18 protein-coding genes are annotated in these 18,343 nt (G+C 33.6%); 8 read left to right on the top strand and 10 right to left on the bottom strand.

Annotation, left to right across the window (positions count from 1 at the left end):
* Nucleotides 1-2: 2 nt before the first annotated feature.
* Nucleotides 3-1,733, bottom strand: coding sequence for a nickel-dependent hydrogenase large subunit (locus CHB67_RS13870; RefSeq protein WP_089382386.1), 1,731 nt, complete (start codon nt 1,731-1,733; stop codon nt 3-5).
* An 11-nt stretch (nt 1,734-1,744) separates the two neighbouring features.
* Nucleotides 1,745-2,869: a hydrogenase small subunit gene (locus tag CHB67_RS13865; RefSeq protein ID WP_089382385.1), complete on the bottom strand. Its 1,125-nt coding sequence runs from the start codon at nt 2,867-2,869 to the stop codon at nt 1,745-1,747.
* Nucleotides 2,870-3,051: 182 nt separating this feature from the next.
* Here CHB67_RS13865 and CHB67_RS13860 point away from each other — a divergent pair, with 182 nt between their 5' ends.
* From CHB67_RS13860 to CHB67_RS13850, 3 genes are all read left to right on the top strand, one after another.
* Nucleotides 3,052-3,420 (top strand): hydrogenase maturation nickel metallochaperone HypA/HybF, encoded by a 369-nt coding sequence (locus tag CHB67_RS13860; RefSeq protein ID WP_141119725.1) that lies wholly within the window; start codon nt 3,052-3,054, stop codon nt 3,418-3,420.
* A 10-nt stretch (nt 3,421-3,430) separates the two neighbouring features.
* Nucleotides 3,431-4,261 (top strand): hydrogenase nickel incorporation protein HypB, encoded by an 831-nt coding sequence (gene hypB, locus CHB67_RS13855; protein ID WP_089382383.1) that lies wholly within the window; start codon nt 3,431-3,433, stop codon nt 4,259-4,261.
* A 188-nt stretch (nt 4,262-4,449) separates the two neighbouring features.
* Nucleotides 4,450-4,704 carry a HypC/HybG/HupF family hydrogenase formation chaperone gene (locus CHB67_RS13850; protein WP_089382382.1) on the top strand — a complete coding sequence of 85 codons (255 nt, stop codon included), beginning with the start codon at nt 4,450-4,452 and terminating at the stop codon, nt 4,702-4,704.
* Nucleotides 4,705-4,755: 51 nt separating this feature from the next.
* Here CHB67_RS13850 and CHB67_RS13845 read toward each other — a convergent pair whose 3' ends face one another.
* The gene (locus CHB67_RS13845) at nt 4,756-5,286 is read right to left on the bottom strand and encodes a thioredoxin family protein (protein ID WP_089382381.1); all 531 of its coding nucleotides are present in this window, start codon (nt 5,284-5,286) and stop codon (nt 4,756-4,758) included.
* 33 nt (nt 5,287-5,319) lie between these two features.
* Entirely contained in the window at nt 5,320-6,837 is a 1,518-nt protein-coding gene (gene gpmI / locus CHB67_RS13840; protein WP_089382380.1) for a 2,3-bisphosphoglycerate-independent phosphoglycerate mutase, read from the bottom strand.
* 454 nt (nt 6,838-7,291) lie between these two features.
* On the opposite strand from gpmI, the gene CHB67_RS13835 reads away from it, so the two are divergent.
* The 5 genes from CHB67_RS13835 to CHB67_RS13815 all read left to right on the top strand — a co-directional run bounded on the left by CHB67_RS13835 (nt 7,292) and on the right by CHB67_RS13815 (nt 11,977).
* Nucleotides 7,292-8,110 carry a prephenate dehydratase gene (locus tag CHB67_RS13835; protein ID WP_089382379.1) on the top strand — a complete coding sequence of 273 codons (819 nt, stop codon included), beginning with the start codon at nt 7,292-7,294 and terminating at the stop codon, nt 8,108-8,110.
* Entirely contained in the window at nt 8,110-9,258 is a 1,149-nt protein-coding gene (locus CHB67_RS13830; RefSeq protein WP_089382378.1) for a pyridoxal phosphate-dependent aminotransferase, read from the top strand. Before CHB67_RS13835 ends, CHB67_RS13830 begins: the two co-directional genes overlap by 1 nt.
* Before the next feature lie 3 nt (nt 9,259-9,261).
* Complete coding sequence (locus tag CHB67_RS13825; protein WP_089382377.1) at nt 9,262-10,125, top strand: prephenate dehydrogenase; 864 nt, start codon at nt 9,262-9,264, stop codon at nt 10,123-10,125.
* Nucleotides 10,126-10,134: 9 nt separating this feature from the next.
* Nucleotides 10,135-11,211 (top strand): bifunctional 3-deoxy-7-phosphoheptulonate synthase/chorismate mutase type II, encoded by a 1,077-nt coding sequence (locus CHB67_RS13820; RefSeq protein WP_089382376.1) that lies wholly within the window; start codon nt 10,135-10,137, stop codon nt 11,209-11,211.
* 139 nt (nt 11,212-11,350) lie between these two features.
* Nucleotides 11,351-11,977, top strand: a complete 627-nt coding sequence (locus tag CHB67_RS13815; RefSeq protein ID WP_089382375.1) for a DUF6134 family protein — start codon at nt 11,351-11,353, stop codon at nt 11,975-11,977.
* 3 nt (nt 11,978-11,980) lie between these two features.
* Here the strand turns inward: CHB67_RS13815 and CHB67_RS13810 are convergent, their stop codons facing one another.
* The 6 genes from CHB67_RS13810 to nifE form a co-directional block, all read right to left on the bottom strand.
* Nucleotides 11,981-13,090 carry a homocitrate synthase/isopropylmalate synthase family protein gene (locus CHB67_RS13810; RefSeq protein ID WP_089382374.1) on the bottom strand — a complete coding sequence of 370 codons (1,110 nt, stop codon included), beginning with the start codon at nt 13,088-13,090 and terminating at the stop codon, nt 11,981-11,983.
* Between the two features lie 12 nt (nt 13,091-13,102).
* A complete protein-coding gene (locus tag CHB67_RS13805) occupies nt 13,103-13,831 on the bottom strand; it encodes a sulfite exporter TauE/SafE family protein (RefSeq protein ID WP_089382373.1) in 729 nt (242 codons plus the stop codon).
* A gap of 39 nt (nt 13,832-13,870) precedes the next feature.
* Nucleotides 13,871-14,179, bottom strand: coding sequence for a (2Fe-2S) ferredoxin domain-containing protein (locus tag CHB67_RS13800; RefSeq protein ID WP_089382372.1), 309 nt, complete (start codon nt 14,177-14,179; stop codon nt 13,871-13,873).
* A gap of 61 nt (nt 14,180-14,240) precedes the next feature.
* Nucleotides 14,241-15,512: a radical SAM protein gene (locus CHB67_RS13795; RefSeq protein ID WP_089382371.1), complete on the bottom strand. Its 1,272-nt coding sequence runs from the start codon at nt 15,510-15,512 to the stop codon at nt 14,241-14,243.
* Nucleotides 15,513-15,574: 62 nt separating this feature from the next.
* The gene (locus CHB67_RS13790) at nt 15,575-16,948 is read right to left on the bottom strand and encodes a nitrogenase component 1 (RefSeq protein WP_089382370.1); all 1,374 of its coding nucleotides are present in this window, start codon (nt 16,946-16,948) and stop codon (nt 15,575-15,577) included.
* 24 nt (nt 16,949-16,972) lie between these two features.
* Nucleotides 16,973-18,307, bottom strand: coding sequence for a nitrogenase iron-molybdenum cofactor biosynthesis protein NifE (gene nifE / locus CHB67_RS13785; RefSeq protein WP_089382369.1), 1,335 nt, complete (start codon nt 18,305-18,307; stop codon nt 16,973-16,975).
* Nucleotides 18,308-18,343: the final 36 nt, after the last annotated feature.

Here is an 18,343-nt window from a genome sequence, read left to right as displayed (position 1 = left end):
GTTTAACTATCACAACTTGATATATTTTGAACTTGTGAAATATGTTTTCCATGTTCATCATATAAATGCACAGCACACGCAATACAAGGATCAAAAGAATGTATTGTTCTAATAATTTCTAATGGTAACTCTGGATCTGCTACCGGAGTGCCAATTAGTGTTGATTCGTACGCAGAACGTTGACCTTTTGGATCGCGTGGTGAAGCATTCCAAGTACTTGGAACTACTTGTTGGTAATTTTCAGTTTTACCATCTTTAATTTTAATCCAATGTCCTAATGCGCCACGAGGAGCTTCCATAAAACCAACACCTTTAGCTTCTTTTGGCCAAGTTGAAGGTTCCCACTTGTCCATATTAGCCATTCGTTCATCACCATTTTTAATGTTATTCATTAAAGTATCGAAAAATTCAAGTGTCCAATCTGCTACTAATTGAGATTCAATAGCACGAGCTGCTGTTCTTCCTAAGGTAGAATATAAAGCATCAACAGGAACATTTAAATGCGATAAAGCGCCATCTACAACTCCTTTAATTTCTTTATTTCCTCTACCATAACCAACTAGCAAACGTGCTAATGGTCCAACTTCCATTGGAAGTCCTTTCCAGCGCGGTGTTTTTATAAAACTGTATTTTTCTTCAACATTTAAATGTGTATATGGTGGTTTTGGTCCAGAATATTTAATATTAGTTTCTCCATCCCAAGGATGTTTCCCTTTTTCATCGCCATCAGAATAGTTGTACCAAGAATTATTTACAAATTCTTCAATTGAGTCACCTCTATGGTCAACATCATGAACTTTAGTTAAATCTCTATCTAAAATAATTCCTGAAGGAAATTTGAAATTTGAAAGATCAGCATATCCATTGGTTGGAAAATCGCCATAACTCATATAGTTTCCGAAGCCTTTTCCAATTGCTCCCCAATCTTTATAAAATGAGGCAATGGCTAATACATCAGGAACGTACACTTGGTCAATAAAATCTTTTCCTTCTTGTAATAATTTTTTTACATACGATAATCTTTCAGCGTTTAATCCGCCAGGGTTTTCAGTATTAATTGCGCAAGCCATTCCACCAACTAAATAATTAGGGTGTGGATTTTTACCACCAAAAATAGTATGTACTTTTACGATTTCTTTTTGCCATTCTAGGGCTTCTAAATAATGTGCAACGGCTAATAAATTTACTTCCGCAGGTAACTTCATCTCTTTATGTCCCCAATACCCATTAGCGAAAATTCCTAACTGACCGCTTTCAACAAATTTTCGAATTCTTTTTTGAATGTCAGAAAAATAGCCAGGTGAACTTTTTGGCCATTTTGAAATACTTTGAGCTAATTCTGAAGTTTTTTTAGGGTCGGCTTTTAAACAATTTACAACATCCACCCAGTCGAGTGCATGTAAATGATAAAAGTGTACTACATGATCGTGCATATACAAAGCACCTTCCATAATATTCCGAACCATTTCAGCATTTTGAGGAACAGCAATTCCTAAAGCGTCTTCAACAGCTCTAACTGATGAAAGCGCATGAACGGTGGTGCAAACACCACAGGTTCGTTGAACAAATGCCCAAACATCCCTAGGGTCGCGCCCTTTTACAATTTGTTCAATACCACGAACCATTGTGCTAGAGCTAAATGCATCTACAATAACACCATCTTTAATTTCTGCTTCTATTCTTAAATGACCCTCAATTCTTGTAATTGGATCAACTACTATTCTATTTGCCATTGTATTACTATTTAAGAGTCAATATTTTGTTCGTTTGATTTTCCGCGATTTATTCGTTGCATTAATTCTTTTCTTTTAGAAACGTTTGCTGCAATTGCATGTGCCGCAATACCGCCGGCCAATACTCCAGCCGCTACTTTACCAATATCATCGGCCGTTTTTTCGGTCTCAATACCAGGCACCTTTGTCATTCGTTCATAAAAAGGTCCGTGATCCCAGAAACCGTCTTCGCTGCAGCCTATGCATCCATGACCAGATTGAATAGGATAACTAACACCATTGTTCCATTTTATTGTTCCACAAGAATTGTAAGTCATTGGCCCTTTACAACCAACTTTATACAAGCAATAGCCATCTTTTGCATTTTGGTCGTCAAAGGTTTCCGCAAATAAACCAGCATCAAAATATGGACGACGATAACAACTATCGTGTACGCGTTTTGCGTAAAAAGCTTTTGGTCTTCCTAGTCTGTCTAATTCAGGTAAACGTCCAAATGCAACCACATGAACAATTACACCTGCCATAACTTCTCCAATTGGCGGACAGCCAGGTACTCTAATAATAGGTTTGTTTTTAATTATTTTATGAATTGGAGTAGCCCCTGTTGGATTTGGTTTTGCAGCTTGCACACATCCATTTGTGGCACAACTTCCCCAAGCAATAATAGCTTTTGCACCTTCAGCTGCCTCTAATAAAGCTTCTTTTGCTGTTTTTCCTGCAATACAGCAATAATTTCCATCATCACCCATTGGAACAGAACCTTCAACGCATAAAATATATTCGCCATGATATTTTTTCATGGTTTCTTGCTTGGCAGCTTCCGCCTGATGTCCTGATGCAGCCATTAATGTCAATGTATAGTCTAACGAAATTTTATCTAAAATAATATCTGCGACTATTGGGTGATCAGACCGTATGAAAGATTCGCTGCAACAAGTACATTCTTGGTAGTGCTCCCAAATAACAGGCATTCTAGGTGTTTTTTCTAGAGATTGTGCAATTTGTCCCGCCATGGTAGACTCCAAGCCCATAAAAGCAGCCATATAAGTAGTGAATTTCATAAAATCCCTACGACTGTAACCTTGTTTTATGATGTTTTCATAATAGGTTTTTTTGTTTTCGCTGTTGGTTGACATAGGTAAAAAGTTTAGAGTAAAAAATGACTTTTTAGAATTCATAAAAAAATCGCTGAACTAATTTATAATAAATTTAGGTATGTTTTACGTTAACTGGTTAATTTAGAATGGTTTAAAATAAGATGGTCTTATCTTAATTGAAGGGTGTTATTTTATGATTTCTCTTTAGATATTTTGTAACTTTGAGAATACATACATTTTTTGTACCCATGCACGAATTATCCATAGCCTTAGGAATTGTAAAAATTGCGGAAGATGAAACCGCAAAAGTGAAGGCGGAAAAAGTAACTAAAATTGAATTAGTGGTTGGTGTTTTATCGGGTATTGAGCTAGATTCTTTGAATTTTGTTTGGGAATCAGCTGTAAAAGATACTGTTTTGGAACATGCACTAAAAAAAATTATTGTGGTTGAAGGTAGAGGGAAGTGTATAGATTGTGATACCGAATTTGAGATGGAAAATATGTACGATTGTTGCCCTAATTGCAATAGCAATTTTAAAGGAATTTTAACAGGGAAGGAATTAAAAGTAAAAGCATTAGAAGTAATTTAAAATTAAAAATATGTGTGGAACTTGTGGCTGTGGATCTGATAATAATGGTCCAACAATTTTAAAACCAGGTGAAGAAATGCATACGCATTCACATGATGGGCATCACCATCATCATGAAAATCATTCTCATGGCGAACATACGCATCACCATCACGATGGGCATACACATGCTCACAATCATACTCACAACCATAAACATAAGGTGTTAGAAATTGAGCAAGATATTTTGCAAAACAATCAATTACTGGCAGCTAGGAATAGAGGTTATTTTGAAGCGAAGCATATTTTTGTATTGAATTTGGTTAGTTCGCCGGGTTCTGGGAAAACATCTATTTTAGAAAGAACATTGTCCGATTTAAAAGAGGAGATTTCTTTTTATGTGATTGAAGGTGATCAGCAAACATTGAATGATGCCAATAGAATTGATGCATTGAATGTTCCTGTAATTCAGATAAATACAGGTAAAGGTTGTCATTTAGAAAGTGATATGGTGTATAGTGCCGTGAAAAAGTTAGAGATGCAAAACAATGCTATTTTAATGATTGAAAATGTGGGGAACTTAGTGTGTCCGTCTATGTTTGATTTGGGTGAAAGCAAACGTGTTGTAATAATAAGTACTACTGAAGGGGAAGACAAGCCAATTAAATATCCAGATATGTTTCATTCGTCAGATGTTTGTATTATTAACAAAATAGATTTGTTGCCTTATGTAGATATTGATGTTCAAAAATTGAAAAATTACGCATTGCAGGTAAATCCTAATTTGCAATTTTTTGAAGTTTCTGCAACAACAGGTAATGGTATGGATGCCTGGTATAAATGGTTGAAACAGAATATTTAGAATCTAGTGGTTGAGCGGAGTAGAAACTACGTAATAGTAAAACTTAATAGTTAATTTGACTCTGCTCAACCACCAAACAAAATTTTGTGTTAGCGATTGAAGTGGCATCCTTTTTTGAAGTGTAACGAAGAAAAAGATATAACGGAAAGCGCGACCTGAAAGGGAACACCCTAAATAAAATTAAAATTATGTGTTTATCAATTCCTGGAAAATTAATAGCAATTACTTCGCAATTAGATGAAGTTTTTAGAGTGGGAAAAGTTTCGTTTGATGGTATTATAAAAGAGGTGAGTTTAACCTTGGTGCCTGAAGCTAATGTTGGCGATTATGTACTGGTGCACGTTGGAGCTGCTATTTCAACTATTGATGAAGATGAAGCTAAAAAAACATTTGATTTGTTGAAACAACTTGATGAGTTGCACGAATTAGATAATGAGGAATAAAAATGAGGTTGCGAAAACAACCTCTTTTTAATACTATTTTATTTGTAAATTCTACTCGTCTTCGTATGAGTGTTTGTAAGATTGGCCACTTACAATTTTAAATATATCAGCTTCCACGCTTTCTCTTGGATATTCAACAAAACGTCCAATTTCAACTCCATTTTTATAAAGTATAAACGTAGGAACACGTTCAATGTTTAAGCCTTGTTGCAAATTATCGGGTGTTTTTTTGTCCACGTCAACAGCTACCATTTCTAAATTATCATAATTAAATTCAGCAGCGTCTAGCACTTTATAAAAAACAGGTGTTTGCTCTTGACTATCGCTACACCAAGTTCCCATAAATGCTTTAATAGTTATGTCTTCTAACAAAGGAGCTAGCTTTTCAACCGTATCCTCGTCCATTTCATAATCTTCATAATTAAAATGAAACCAGATATTAAAAGGTGCTTCTGTAAAATTAGCTTTGGTAGCAATACCAACTAAATTTTCATCATCATCTAAAATTGCTATTCCTTTTTCATCTTGAGCAAAACAATTTAAAGATAAAATTAGAACTAAACTGAATAAAATTTTCTTCATTATTAATATTTTAATACAGGTAAATGTACAAAATTAGATTAATGAATGACGTGTCATTGCTGCTGGTTGTTCAACGCCCATTAATTTTAAAATTGTTGGAGCAATATCACCTAAAACACCATCTTTAATTTCTTTTAAATCTTTGTCAACTAAAATAAAAGGAACTGGGTTTGTTGTGTGTGCTGTATGAGGAGATCCATCAGGATTTTTCATAGTTTCACAGTTACCGTGATCGGCAATTACTAATACCGTATAATCATTATCATTTGCAGCAGTAATTACATCTTTAACACAAGTATCTACAGCTTCACAAGCTTTAATAGCTGCTTCCATAACACCTGTATGACCAACCATATCTCCGTTAGCAAAATTTAAACATACAAAATCAACATCTCCTTTTTCTAATTCAGGAATAATTGCATTTTTAATATCAAATGCGCTCATTTCTGGTTGTAAGTCGTAAGTTGCAACTTTTGGTGACGGGCATAATAATCTGCTTTCACCTTCAAATTCACTTTCTCTTCCTCCAGAAAAGAAAAATGTAACATGAGGATATTTTTCAGTTTCAGCAATTCTAATTTGTTTTTTGCCTGCTTTTTCTAAAACTTCACCTAAAGTGTCTTCTAAGTTATCTGTATTATAAATAACATTAATTCCTTTAAAAGTAGCATCGTAATTAGTCATAGTTACGTAATGTAATTTTAAAGGCTCCATTCCAAATTCAGGGAAAGCTTTTTGAGATAACACTTCTGTTAATTCACGACCTCTATCTGTTCTGTAGTTAAAGAAAATTACAACATCATCTTCTTTAATTTGCGCTTTTGGAACACCGTTTTCATCAGCCATAATAATTGGCTTGATAAATTCGTCTGTTACATTATTTGCGTAATTAGCTTCTAAACTTTTAACAGCATTGGTGCTTTTTTCACCAGTTGCATTTACAACAGCATCGTAAGCTACTTTTACACGTTCCCAACGGTTATCACGATCCATAGCATAGTAACGACCAGTAATAGAGGCAACTTTTCCAGTAGTTTTAGCCATATGCTCTTCAACTTCATTTATAAAGAAAGCTCCAGATTTTGGATCACAATCTCTACCATCAGTAAAAGCATGTAAATACACGTTTTCAGCATTGTTTTCAGCTGCAACATCTAATAGCCCTTTAAGGTGGTTAATGTGTGAGTGAATTCCACCGTTAGAAACTAAGCCTAATAAATGAATGTTTTTATTGTTTTCTTTAGCGTAGTTAAGTGCATTAATTAATACTTTTTCTTGACCTAAAGTTTTGTTTTCAACAGCCATATTAATTCTAACTAAGTTTTGGTAAACAATTCTACCAGCACCTAAATTCATATGACCAACTTCACTATTTCCCATTTGCCCTACAGGTAATCCAACGTGTTCACCGTCAGTTCTTAAGCTTGCATTTGGATATATATTGTATAAACTATCAATGTAAGATGTGCTGGCATTATAAATTGCAGAAACCTCAGGCTCTTGCGTTATTCCCCAGCCATCTAAAATCATTAAAATTACTTTCTTGTTCATTCTGTTTTATATTAAAATTTACGAAAGCCAAATATACAAAGTATTCGGCGTAAACGTCTTATAATTAGCTCTTAAATTACTGTGAAAATTACTAAAACGATTTAGCGTATAGTTGAGAAAAAAATGAATTTAATAAGTGTTAATCTATGTTGAAGGTTACTTATTATTGCAGTGTGAAAATAATAGGTAAACGGAGGTTTTTCCATTTTTTTATTAAAAATTTTAACAAAAAAATGATAATTGTGTATTTTTTTGAAAAATACTTGTTTTTTTAAAATTTAAATATACATTTGTGCTTCAATTACTGAATATGAGAACATTTAACACTTGGATTAGCTTCTTTTTTTACTTTTATTTTAGCAATAAAAGATGAGGCTTTGTATGTGTTAATTAAACAAAATATAATTTAAAAGTCTCGAAAAATTTCGAGGCTTTTTTTTTGATAAAATTTAGAATGAAAGTAGCAATACAAGGAATTAAAGGTTCATTTCACCACATAGTGGCAGAACAATTTTTTGGAAAAAACATAGAGTTGTTAGAATGTTTGTCGTTTTCTGAAATGCCAGATTTGCTTTATAAGAAAAAAGCAGACGTGTTAATTATGGCTATAGAAAATACCATTGCAGGTGCCATTTTACCTAATTATGCATTAATTGATGATCATAATTTAAATATTTCTGGAGAATTTCATTTGCCAATTCAGCATAATTTAATGGTGCTGAACGGACAAAAAATTGAAGAAATAACTGAAGTGTACTCGCATCCTATGGCGTTATTGCAATGTCATAAGTTTTTTAAAGATTATCCACATATTAAATTAATTGAAGATAAAGATACCGCCTCAGTTGCAAAACGCATTCATGATAAAAAATTGAAAGGAGTTGGGGCAATAGCAAGTGAGTTGGCTGCTGAAATTTATGATTTAACCATTTTAGCACCTTCAATTCAAACAATTAAAGAGAATGCAACGCGCTTTTTTATTTTAACCAATGAAGATAAAAAAAATGCAGTTTCATCTAACAAAGCATCTATTAAATTTACTGCAAGTAACGAAACGGGAAGTTTAGCAACTGTTTTAACGGTTTTAGCAAAGCATCACTTGAATTTAACAAAAATACAATCTATGCCAGTAATTGAAACTCCTTGGAAATATGCATTTTTTGCAGATTTCACTTTTCAGAGTTATGCTAATTATTTTAATGCTATGGATGAAATTAAAGATAAGGTTGAAATGTTAAAAATACTGGGAGAATACACCAAAAGTAGAAGATAATGATACAAAAAGCAGATAGATTAAGTGATGTAAAGGAGTACTATTTCTCAAAAAAATTAAGAGAAGTAGCCGCTTTAAAAAATGAAGGGAAACCAGTAATTAATATTGCTATTGGTAGCCCAGATTTACAACCTTCAGCACAAGTTATTGAAGCAATTCAACAAGCTGTTGCAACACCTAATGCACACCAATATCAAAGTTATCAAGGTATTCCGGCTTTACGTGAAGGAATGCGCGATTTCTACGCAACTAATTATAATGTAGATTTAAATGCTGCCACCGAAATTTTGCCTTTAATGGGTTCAAAGGAAGGAATTATGCACATTTCAATGGCGTTTTTAAATAAAGGAGATAAGGTGTTAATTCCTAATCCAGGATACCCTACTTATGCGTCGGTAACAAAATTAGTGGAGGCTGAGCCTGTTTTTTATAATTTAAATGAGGCTGGAAATTGGTTGCCAAATTATGAGGAATTAGAAAAAGAAGATTTAGAAAACGTAAAAATAATGTGGGTAAATTATCCGCATATGCCAACAGGTGCAGTAGCTTCAAAAGAAGATTTTGAACAATTAATTGCGTTTGCCAAAAAGCATAATATTTTAATTGTGAACGACAATCCGTATAGTTTTATTATACATAAAAATGCGCTAAGTATTTTAGCTGTTGAAGGAGCAAAAGATATTGCTATTGAGTTGAACTCTTTGAGTAAAACGTATAATATGGCAGGTTGGCGTGTAGGAATGGTTGTAGGTGATGCTGAAATTATTAAAACCATTTTGCAGGTAAAAAGTAATATGGATTCTGGAATGTTTTTAGGAATTCAAAAAGGAGCGGTTGAAGCATTGAAATTATCAAATGAGTGGTTTGAAAGTTTAAACGAAATTTATTTAAAACGAAGAGCTATAGTTTGGCAAATTTTTGATGCATTAAACTGTACATACGATAAAAGTATTGGAGGTTTATTTGTTTGGGCTAAAATTCCTGAAGGAACAACTTCAGAAGCTTTAACAGATAAATTATTATATGAAAAGGATGTTTTTATTACTCCAGGAACCATTTTTGGTTCAAATGGTGAAGGTTATATTAGAGCATCGTTATGTGTGACTGAGGAAGTTTTACAAGAAGTTTTAAATAGAATAAATAACTAATAAATGGAAAAATTAGTAGTTATTGGTTTAGGTTTAATTGGAGGTTCATTAGCGCGAGATTTAAAATTGCGTATGGATTTTAAAGTTTATGGTGTTGATCAAAATTTAGAGCACATTAATAAGGCCATTGAATTAGGAATTATTGATGAAGAAGGAACTTTAGATGATGTGGCTGATGCAGCAGTTGTAATTGTAGCTGTACCTGTAAATGTAATACCTAAAGTTATAAGTCAGGTATTAGATAAGGTTGGTTTAGAAACACTGGTTTTTGATGTTGGTTCTGTAAAGAATGAAATTTGTAAAGCGGTTGAATACCACCCAAATCGTAAAAACTTTGTGGCGGCACATCCTTTAGCTGGTACAGAATTTTCTGGACCCGAAGCAGCAATTTTAAATTTATTTGACGATAAAGTGAACATTATTTGTGAAGCAGATAAAACAGATTGGAAAATACTAGACACAGCAATTAGCTTGTTTAAAAAACTAAATATGCGCATAAAAATGATGAACCCTGTTGAACATGATAGGCATATAGCTTATGTTTCGCATTTGTCGCACGTAAGTTCTTTTATGTTAGGAAAAACAGTATTGGAGATTGAAAAAAATGAGCAAGCTATTTTTGATATGGCAAGTACAGGTTTTGCTTCAACAGTACGATTGGCAAAAAGTTCTTCAGCAACTTGGACACCCATATTTTTAGGGAATAAAGAAAACGTGTTACAATCATTAAACGAATACATTAAAAATTTATCTGAATTCAAAGAAATGTTAGAGAATAATGATGTTGAAGGTTTAAATAAAACAATGGATAGCACAAATTATATAAAATCGATATTAAACGGAATAGAAAACACAACTAAGAAATAAATTAATAAAATGGAAATTACAAAAGAAAACAGAAAGTGGTTAGATGGAATGGGTTTAGAACACCCACTTGTTATTGCAGGACCTTGTAGTGCTGAAACAGAAGAGCAGGTTTTAAAAACGGCTCACTTATTAAAAGATACAGATACAAATGTATTTAGAGCTGGTATTTGGAAGCCAAGAACAAGACCAGGAGGATTTGAAGGTGTTGGTGCTTTAGGATTGCCTTGGTTACAAAGAGTTCGTGAGGAAACCGGAATGAAAATTACAACTGAAATTGGAAATGCAGCTCACGCAGAATTAGCTTTAAAAGCTGATGTAGACATTTTGTGGATCGGTGCAAGAACTACTGTTAACCCTTTTGCTGTTCAAGAAATTGCTGATGCTTTAAAAGGTGTTGATAAACCAGTATTGGTTAAAAACCCTGTAAATCCAGATTTAGCTTTATGGTTAGGTGGTGTAGAGCGTTTTCAAGCAAACGGAATTTCTCAATTAGGTGTTATTCACCGTGGATTCTCAGCTTACAATACAGGTCATTACAGAAATTTACCGAAATGGCACATTGCTATTGAGTTGAAAAAAGAATTTCCAGATTTACCAATAATCTTAGATCCTTCACATATTTGTGGACGTAGAGACACTATTTTAGATGTTTCTCAAACAGCATTGGATTTAAATTTCGATGGATTTATGATTGAAACTCATATTGATCCAGATAATGCTTGGAGTGATGCTGCGCAACAAATTACACCTGCTAGATTAGATGAAATTACAAAAGAATTAAAAATTCGTCAAAGAAGTAGTTCAAAAGAAAGCTTCCAAAGTAAATTGAATTTATACCGTAAAGAGTTGGATTTAATTGATAGCAGTATTATTGATATTTTAAGTAATAGAATGGGTGTTTCTGAAAATATTGGGAAATTAAAACATCAAGAAAACGTTGCTATTTTACAAAGCGGTCGTTGGTCTGATATTTTAGATTCAATGATTGAAACTGGAGTAAGTAAGGGCTTAACTAAAGAGTTTGTTGAAGAAGTATTTAAGGCTATTCATGTAGAGTCTATTAACATTCAACACAATGTAAAATAAGCTGAAAACTTATTTTTAGTTATATGAAAAAGGTCTAGTGGAAATTTAATTTCTGCTAGGCTTTTTTTAATTTACGTATTTATAAATTGTAACTTAGAACTTTGGAATTTAATTTGAATACATAGTATAACCTTTGAAAATGAAACCTTTCGTATTTTTTTTAACTTGTTTTTTACTACTATTTTCTTCTTTCAGTATATTAGGTCAGACTAAAACGGAAGTGTTTAATATTAGAGCTTTAGGAATGAATGTTGGAACTATTACTGTAAATCAACAGATTGATGGTGATAGGTTGGTTGTTGAAGCGATTAGCCAGGTTGAAGTTCGCATTATTTTTAAATTTAAGGTAAAATATATTCAAACAAGTGTTTATGAGAAAGGGGAGTTGGTAACCTCTTTACTTCAAACATATAAAAAGGGAGAAGTAAATTCAAATACACGTTTAACAAAAAGAGGAATCGGTTATGAATTAAATAAAGATGGTGAGAAGTCGTATATAAACGATAAAATATACTACAGTGGAAGTTTGTTGTATTTTCACGAACCTATAAGTGTAAAGAACTTATATTTTGAAATTAATGGTAAAAAAACCATTGTTGAACCTACTAAAGCGCATACCTATTTAATTACCGATCCTCAAAATGGTAAAAAAAATGAATATATGTATAAAAACGGCGTTTTAAAACAGGCGATTATAAAACATAATATGGCAAATGTTTATCTAACTTTAAATGAGCAATTAATTAAAACAGCCTCTTCAAATTAACAATTAGCAACTATGGTATATTTGCATTAAATCTAGTTCAGTTAAAGGTCGTTTCCATGAACATGAATTTTCTTTTACTAAGCTTAAAATTTGTTGTGCTCTATGCTCGTCTAAAAACAAGTTTCTTGTTTTAAAAAAATGATTTATGGAAGCTTTTCCAGAATGTTTTCCAAAACAAAACCCATCATTATCTTGACCAAAATCTTCAGGGTTTATAAATTGATACGATTTTTTGTTTTTTAAAATAGCTGAGGTGTGAATTCCAGATTCGTGGGTGTGTACCTTTTTTCCAATAAGTGGTTTGTTAGTCGCTAATTTTAGCTTAGAATTATCAGCTACATAGTTGCAAAGTGTTGAAATAATTTTAGACTTATAGTGGGTGTTTTTTTCTTTATAAAAAAAGTAGGCAATTAATTCTTCTAATACTGAATTTCCAGCTCTTTCACCCAAACCATTAACGGTTGCACTTAAACATTTTGCACCCGATTTGTAAGCCGTAACAGCGTTGGCGGTTGCCATTCCTAAGTCGTTATGACCGTGAAATTCAAATTCCATAGTTGGGAAACTACCCGTTAAATTTGAAAATAATTCGTGAATTTCTAACGGACTCGAAATTCCAACAGTATCTGCAATCCGAACACGGGTTGCACCACATTCTTGTGAAAAATAAATATATTGTTTTAAAAAATTGATATTAGCTCTAGTAGCGTCTTGTGCTCCAACGGTTACATGTGAAAAATAGTTGCTTGCAAATTCCGTGTTTTTTTTCAATTCAGAAAGCACCCAATCTCTCGATTTTCCTAGTGTTTTAATTTGAATGTCAGATACAGGTAATGAAATATTGATAGAAGTAGTTCCTAGCCTTGAAGCTTCTTTAATATCTTTTAAATTAGCCCTGCACCAACTTGATGTTTTGTAAGCATATCCTTCAGAAGCAATGGCTTTTATGATTGCTCTTTCGTCATAACTAATGGCGGGCGTACCAATTTCAACCTCATCAACTCCAAGTTCGTTTAAGAATAGAGCAATTTTCATTTTTTCTCTTTTTGAAAAAACAACTCCTGGTGCTTGTTCACCATCTCTAAGGGTTGTATCTATTAAGTAGGGTTTCATACAGTAAAAATTTTAGATAAAAAATAATTTAAAACTAGCCATTATTAAAACAGAGGCTAAAACGTATCGCAATGCAACGGTTGAAAATTTAAAACTGCCAGACCAAGAACCTAAAAAACCTGCAAAAAGAGCAATGAGCACCCAAGGAATTATTGACGGTGATAAATGAACTCCTGAACTTACAGCGCCTAGTAATCCTGTAGCTGAATTCAACCAAATAAACCCTGCGGAAATTGCAGCAGACTCTTTTAAATTTGCCCATCCAAAAACAATTAAAAGCGGACTTAAAATAATACCTCCTCCAATTCCAATCATTCCTGAAAAAAAGCCAACAATACCCCCTACAAGTAATGCGATGATAAAATTAGGGGTTTCAGATGTTTGACTTTTTTTAGATGTTACTTGAATGAGCATTCTTGCAACAGCAATTAAAAGACATACGCCTAATGAAATTTTGTAAAATGTAGGGTCAACAGAAAGTTTTGCCCCAAAAAATGCAGCTGGCATTGAAGCCAGTGCAAAGGGGAGCAATATGTTCCATTTAAAATAGCCACCTTTATAATAACTGTAAAATGCAATTCCGGCTACAAATAAATTAAGTGTTAAAGCTGAAGATTTCATTAACGTAGTTTCTACACCAAAAACAGCCATTAAAGCTAAATATCCGCTTGCGCCACCATGACCAATTGAAGCGTAAAGAAAAGCAACTACAAACAGTGTTATTAAAAAAAGTGGATCCATAATTAAAATTTTTTAGGTTATTATTTCATAAGCATTTTATCAATCAGCGATTAAGTATTCTTCAACCGCTTCGTTTTCTTCCAAAGCATCTAAAACTTCATCAATTTTATCTTCGTCTGTGATGCCTCCGTACCAGTAATTATTAGGTTGAATAACAATTACAGGTCCTTGCGGACAAATGTTTAAGCAGGCTGTTGTAGTTACCGCAACATCTAAACCGCGGTCTGCAGCTTCTTCTGAAATGTATTGTATTAAATCTGATGAGCCTCTTTTAAGGCATGTACCTTTTGCTTCACCTACCATTCTGTAGGAATTGCATAATAGTATTAAGTAATCTGGTTTTTTCATTTTAAAATTGTTTTATGTGAATAAGAATTAACTAAAAAATTTGACAGTATAATTTTGCAGATTATCCGCACCCCATGGCATTTCCACCACAACCACTTCCGCATTTACCTAACGTGGTTTTAAGTACCGATTTTAATTTTTTGCCTTTGTAAACAGCTTCCAAACCATCTTCAATTAATCCTGACATTTCTAATACTGCGATTCCTACTTTTTGAAGTAAATCAACCGGTTTTGCTCCAACACCATTTACCAAAATATACGAACAATCGTTCAGTGTTTTTGCAAGATTTATCCAGCGTAAATCTCCGCTTCCTTTTGCTGGAGCAAAACGTCTTTCAACTAATTCGTAGCCGGTTTCAGTTTGTTTGTAAATTAAAAAATCGGTTGCTTCGCCTAAGTGTTTGTTAATCATTAAGCCTTCATAACTTGCTACTGCTACGTGTGGTTTTGTTTTGTCTACTGCGGTTGGCATTGCTGCATATTCCTCAATTAATTTGTAAGCATCAATATTGTCATTTCCTAACATACCTGCAGCATCGGCTCTACAGCGAGAGCAATGTGTCATTGGTTTTATATGTTTGCGAACAGCTCTGTAACTGTCTCTAACTAATTGACTGCTCGGTTTTTCAAGGTCAGAAAATTCAGTATCTTCTGTAGGGATTAAAGGAATACAGTTCATTGTTGCTGCTCCTAATTCTCCAATAATTTGAGCAACTTCTTCTATCTCTGTGTCATTTACGCCAGGAATAAGTACGGTATTTATTTTAACAGTAATATTTTTAGCGACTAAAGCTTTTAATGCTTCAGTTTGTTGTTCTAACATTAGTTCTGCAGCAGCAATACCTCTGTACATTTTTTTATTGAAACGTGCCCAGTTGTATATTTTGGCTAGCGTTTCTAACCTAAAACTGTTGATTGTTATTGTTACGTGAGTTACATCTAATTCAGCGATTTGATCTACGTATGGTAATAAGTTTAAACCATTAGATGAAAGACAAAATATTTTGTCAGGGAATTCATCTTTTATCAATCGTATAGCTTCAAAAGTTTTTTCAGGTTCAGCAAAAGCATCTCCAGGACCTGCAATTCCAATAGTTGAAATATTGTCAATTTTTTGTGAGATGGCTTTTATATATTGAAGTGATTGTTGAGGTGTTAAAATAGAACTTGTAACTCCAGGTCTACTTTCATTTACACAATCGTATTTTCTATTGCAATAACCACATTGAACATTACATTTTGGGGCTACTGGGATATGAACTCGTGCGTATTTTCCTTTTGCTTCTTTATCAAAACAAGGGTGTGTTTTGCTTAATGGGTTTGTATTTTCCATGTACTTACGTTTTAATGGTTATAGGTGTTCAATCGTTATTAATTATTACATGTAAATTTTAATTACATGTATTTGTACCCAACAGGCGAATGATCTTGCATTTGTTGAATAAGGGTGTTTGCTATTAAATCAAAAAGGGCTTGGGTTCCTTCGTAGCCAATATGTTTAATGCGCGATCCACCCAATCTGTCATGAATAGGGAAGCCAACTCTTGCAAGCGGAATTCCAAGTTCACGCGCTATGTAATAGCCTTTGCTATTTCCTATTATAATGTCTGGTTTTAGTTCTTTACAAACTGTTGCAATTTCTTCAAAATCAAAGTTATCATGAATATTGATGTCTGATTTTGGTTGCACTTTTTCTTGAATAACTTCTTTTAATAAGCCGCTGTTTCCTCCTGAAGCGCATAAAACAGTTTCAATTCCAATTTCTTCTAAAAATGAAATCATAGCTACAACAAAATCTTCTTCGCCATAAACTACTGCCTTTTTGCCGAAGACATATTTATGCCCGTCAACATAGGCGTCAATTAGTTTTCCGCGTTGTTTTGTGTATTTTTCAGGTGTTTTATTGTTGGTTATTTTTTCCAGCGCATCAAAAAGTGCGTCTGTTGCTTTAATTCCTATTGGAATGTTGAGGTTTACTCGTGGAATGTCAAAAGCGGTTTTTAAATACTCGGCTGCCGATTGTGTTTGAGGGTTTGATTTGTTTAAGATATACCCAAACTCTAACGAAGCTTTTGCACACGCAGTTTGTTTTAGTTCTTTTATGGTTGTTCCTCCCTTCGGAAGTTTTTCATACTCTCCGGTATATTCATTATCTAAAATATCTGAGTAATCAGGCACCATAATGGCGTCAATTGCTACGTCAGTTAAAATTTCTTTTAAATGTTGTAAGTCTGCCGGTGAAAGAAATCCGGGGAAAATATTGATGCTCTCACGATTTTCAGTATTGCTTGCAAAAGCCGCAACTATTGATGTTACAGTATCGTGAAATCCGTTGATGTGAGTTCCCATAAAACTAGGTGTATTCACAAAAACTAACTCAGGAATGTTTGTATCATGCTCGGTTTTATACTTGTGAATGATTTTGCGCATATCGTCTCCAATAACTTCACTAAGGCAGGTTGTAGCAATGCCAATTATTTTAGGATTGTATTGTTTAGTCACATTTTCTATGGCGATAAATAAGTTTTTTTCACCACCAAAAATGGCTGTTTCTTCAGAGAAATTTGTAGAAGCAATATCAACTGGTTCTTTGTAGTGACTAATTAAATAGCGTCTAATATAAGTAGCACAACCTTGCGAACCGTGAATAAGAGGTACACAGCCTTCAATTCCTTTAAAAACAATACTTGCTCCTAATGGTGTGCAAACTTTACAAGCATTACGAGTTGAAGTGAATGCTTTTTCTTTTATGTCAATTGTTTTTTCCATATTTCAAAGTATTAGATCGTATTGCTATTTGTTTTTAGTGAATTGAAAAACAGGACTCATAGCTGTTGCGTAAATTTCTTTGGCGAAATTTAACATGCCTTTATAGCCAGCCAATGCCAGTTTACGTTCGTGGTTGTGATCACAAAAACCTAAGCCTAGTTTATAGGCAATGGGTCTTTCTTTTACGCCACCTATTAAAATATCTGTGTTTGTTTTTTTAACTAATTGTGTTAATTCTAAAGGGTTGGTGTCATCTACCAAAATAGTACCTTCATCGCTCAAATTTTTCATAGTTAGGTAATCTTCTTTATTACCTGTTTGAGAGCCAACTACCACTGTTTTTACCCCAATCATTCGCAATGCTTTTATAAGAGAAATGGCTTTAAATGCGCCACCAACATAAATGGCAGCTTTTTTACCAGCCAATGCTTTTTTATAGAATTCAAGTTTTGGTAATAGATCTCTAACTTCTGAGCCAACCAATTCAATGGCTTTGTCCATCATTTCTTTGCTGTCAAAAAATCGGGCTACGCTGTAAAGTGCATCAGACATATCTTCAATTCCAAAATAAGAAACTCTCATATTAGGAATTTGGTATTTCTCTTCCATTTGCATTGCAAGGTTGCTCATAGAGCCAGAACATTGTACAATATTTAAGGCTGCTTTATGAGATTGTCTAATATCATCAACTCTACCATCACCGGTAATAGTTGCCATAATATGAATACCCATTTTTTCGTAATAATCGCGTAATAAATATAGTTCACCAGCTAAGTTGAAATCTCCAATAATATTAATGCTGTTAGGAATGGTTTCGTTGGTTCCTTTGCTTCCAACAAGTTTCATAAGAGAGTCACAAGCAACTTTGTAACCATCTTTTTTAGTACCTGCAAAACCAGGAGCTTGTACGGTTATTACTTCAACCCCAGAAATGTTAGTTACATCTTTACAAACACTTTCAACATCGTCTCCAATTAAATCAACAATACAAGTTGAATACACAAAAGCAGCTTTTGGGTTATAAGCAGAAATCAATTCAAGAAGCGCTTTTTTTAAGGTTTTTTCACCCCCAAAAACTACTTGTTGCTCTTTTATATCTGTTGAAAAACTTAGCCTGTGTATTTGTGGACCTGATGATAATGCCCCTCTAATATCCCAAGTATATGCAGCGCATCCTATGGGTCCGTGCACCAAATGAAGTGCGTCTGCAATTGGGTATAAAACAACTCTAGACCCGCAAAATACGCAAGCTCTTTGGCTTACGGATCCTGCTAGACTAGATTTGTCGCAACTTAACTCATGGGAATCTGTTCCCTTAGTCAATACCTGATTTTGTCTTCCTTTAAGTATAGATTCCATGTGTTTTGATTTTAATTATACGTTCATTTTTCAAAT

Source organism: Lutibacter agarilyticus, from assembly GCF_900188235.1.
GTDB classification, from domain to species: domain Bacteria; phylum Bacteroidota; class Bacteroidia; order Flavobacteriales; family Flavobacteriaceae; genus Lutibacter; species Lutibacter agarilyticus.
The sequence above is the reverse complement of the archived record's forward strand: the minus strand, read 5'-3'. Positions and strand labels throughout refer to the sequence as shown.

What these genes read in the sequence shown, in the direction of transcription:
- CHB67_RS13795 (WP_089382371.1), bottom strand. Translation starts at nt 15,512, where the DNA reads ATGGAAAATACAAACCCATTAAGCAAAACACACCCTTGTTTTGATAAA.
- CHB67_RS13865 (WP_089382385.1), bottom strand. Translation starts at nt 2,869, where the DNA reads ATGTCAACCAACAGCGAAAACAAAAAAACCTATTATGAAAACATCATA.
- gpmI (WP_089382380.1), bottom strand. Translation starts at nt 6,837, where the DNA reads ATGAACAAGAAAGTAATTTTAATGATTTTAGATGGCTGGGGAATAACG.
- nifE (WP_089382369.1), bottom strand. Translation starts at nt 18,307, where the DNA reads ATGGAATCTATACTTAAAGGAAGACAAAATCAGGTATTGACTAAGGGA.
- CHB67_RS13870 (WP_089382386.1), bottom strand. Translation starts at nt 1,733, where the DNA reads ATGGCAAATAGAATAGTAGTTGATCCAATTACAAGAATTGAGGGTCAT.
- CHB67_RS13850 (WP_089382382.1), top strand. Translation starts at nt 4,450, where the DNA reads ATGTGTTTATCAATTCCTGGAAAATTAATAGCAATTACTTCGCAATTA.
- CHB67_RS13820 (WP_089382376.1), top strand. Translation starts at nt 10,135, where the DNA reads ATGGAAATTACAAAAGAAAACAGAAAGTGGTTAGATGGAATGGGTTTA.
- CHB67_RS13835 (WP_089382379.1), top strand. Translation starts at nt 7,292, where the DNA reads ATGAAAGTAGCAATACAAGGAATTAAAGGTTCATTTCACCACATAGTG.
- CHB67_RS13790 (WP_089382370.1), bottom strand. Translation starts at nt 16,948, where the DNA reads ATGGAAAAAACAATTGACATAAAAGAAAAAGCATTCACTTCAACTCGT.
- CHB67_RS13800 (WP_089382372.1), bottom strand. Translation starts at nt 14,179, where the DNA reads ATGAAAAAACCAGATTACTTAATACTATTATGCAATTCCTACAGAATG.
- hypB (WP_089382383.1), top strand. Translation starts at nt 3,431, where the DNA reads ATGTGTGGAACTTGTGGCTGTGGATCTGATAATAATGGTCCAACAATT.
- CHB67_RS13830 (WP_089382378.1), top strand. Translation starts at nt 8,110, where the DNA reads ATGATACAAAAAGCAGATAGATTAAGTGATGTAAAGGAGTACTATTTC.
- CHB67_RS13810 (WP_089382374.1), bottom strand. Translation starts at nt 13,090, where the DNA reads ATGAAACCCTACTTAATAGATACAACCCTTAGAGATGGTGAACAAGCA.
- CHB67_RS13825 (WP_089382377.1), top strand. Translation starts at nt 9,262, where the DNA reads ATGGAAAAATTAGTAGTTATTGGTTTAGGTTTAATTGGAGGTTCATTA.
- CHB67_RS13805 (WP_089382373.1), bottom strand. Translation starts at nt 13,831, where the DNA reads ATGGATCCACTTTTTTTAATAACACTGTTTGTAGTTGCTTTTCTTTAC.
- CHB67_RS13845 (WP_089382381.1), bottom strand. Translation starts at nt 5,286, where the DNA reads ATGAAGAAAATTTTATTCAGTTTAGTTCTAATTTTATCTTTAAATTGT.
- CHB67_RS13815 (WP_089382375.1), top strand. Translation starts at nt 11,351, where the DNA reads ATGAAACCTTTCGTATTTTTTTTAACTTGTTTTTTACTACTATTTTCT.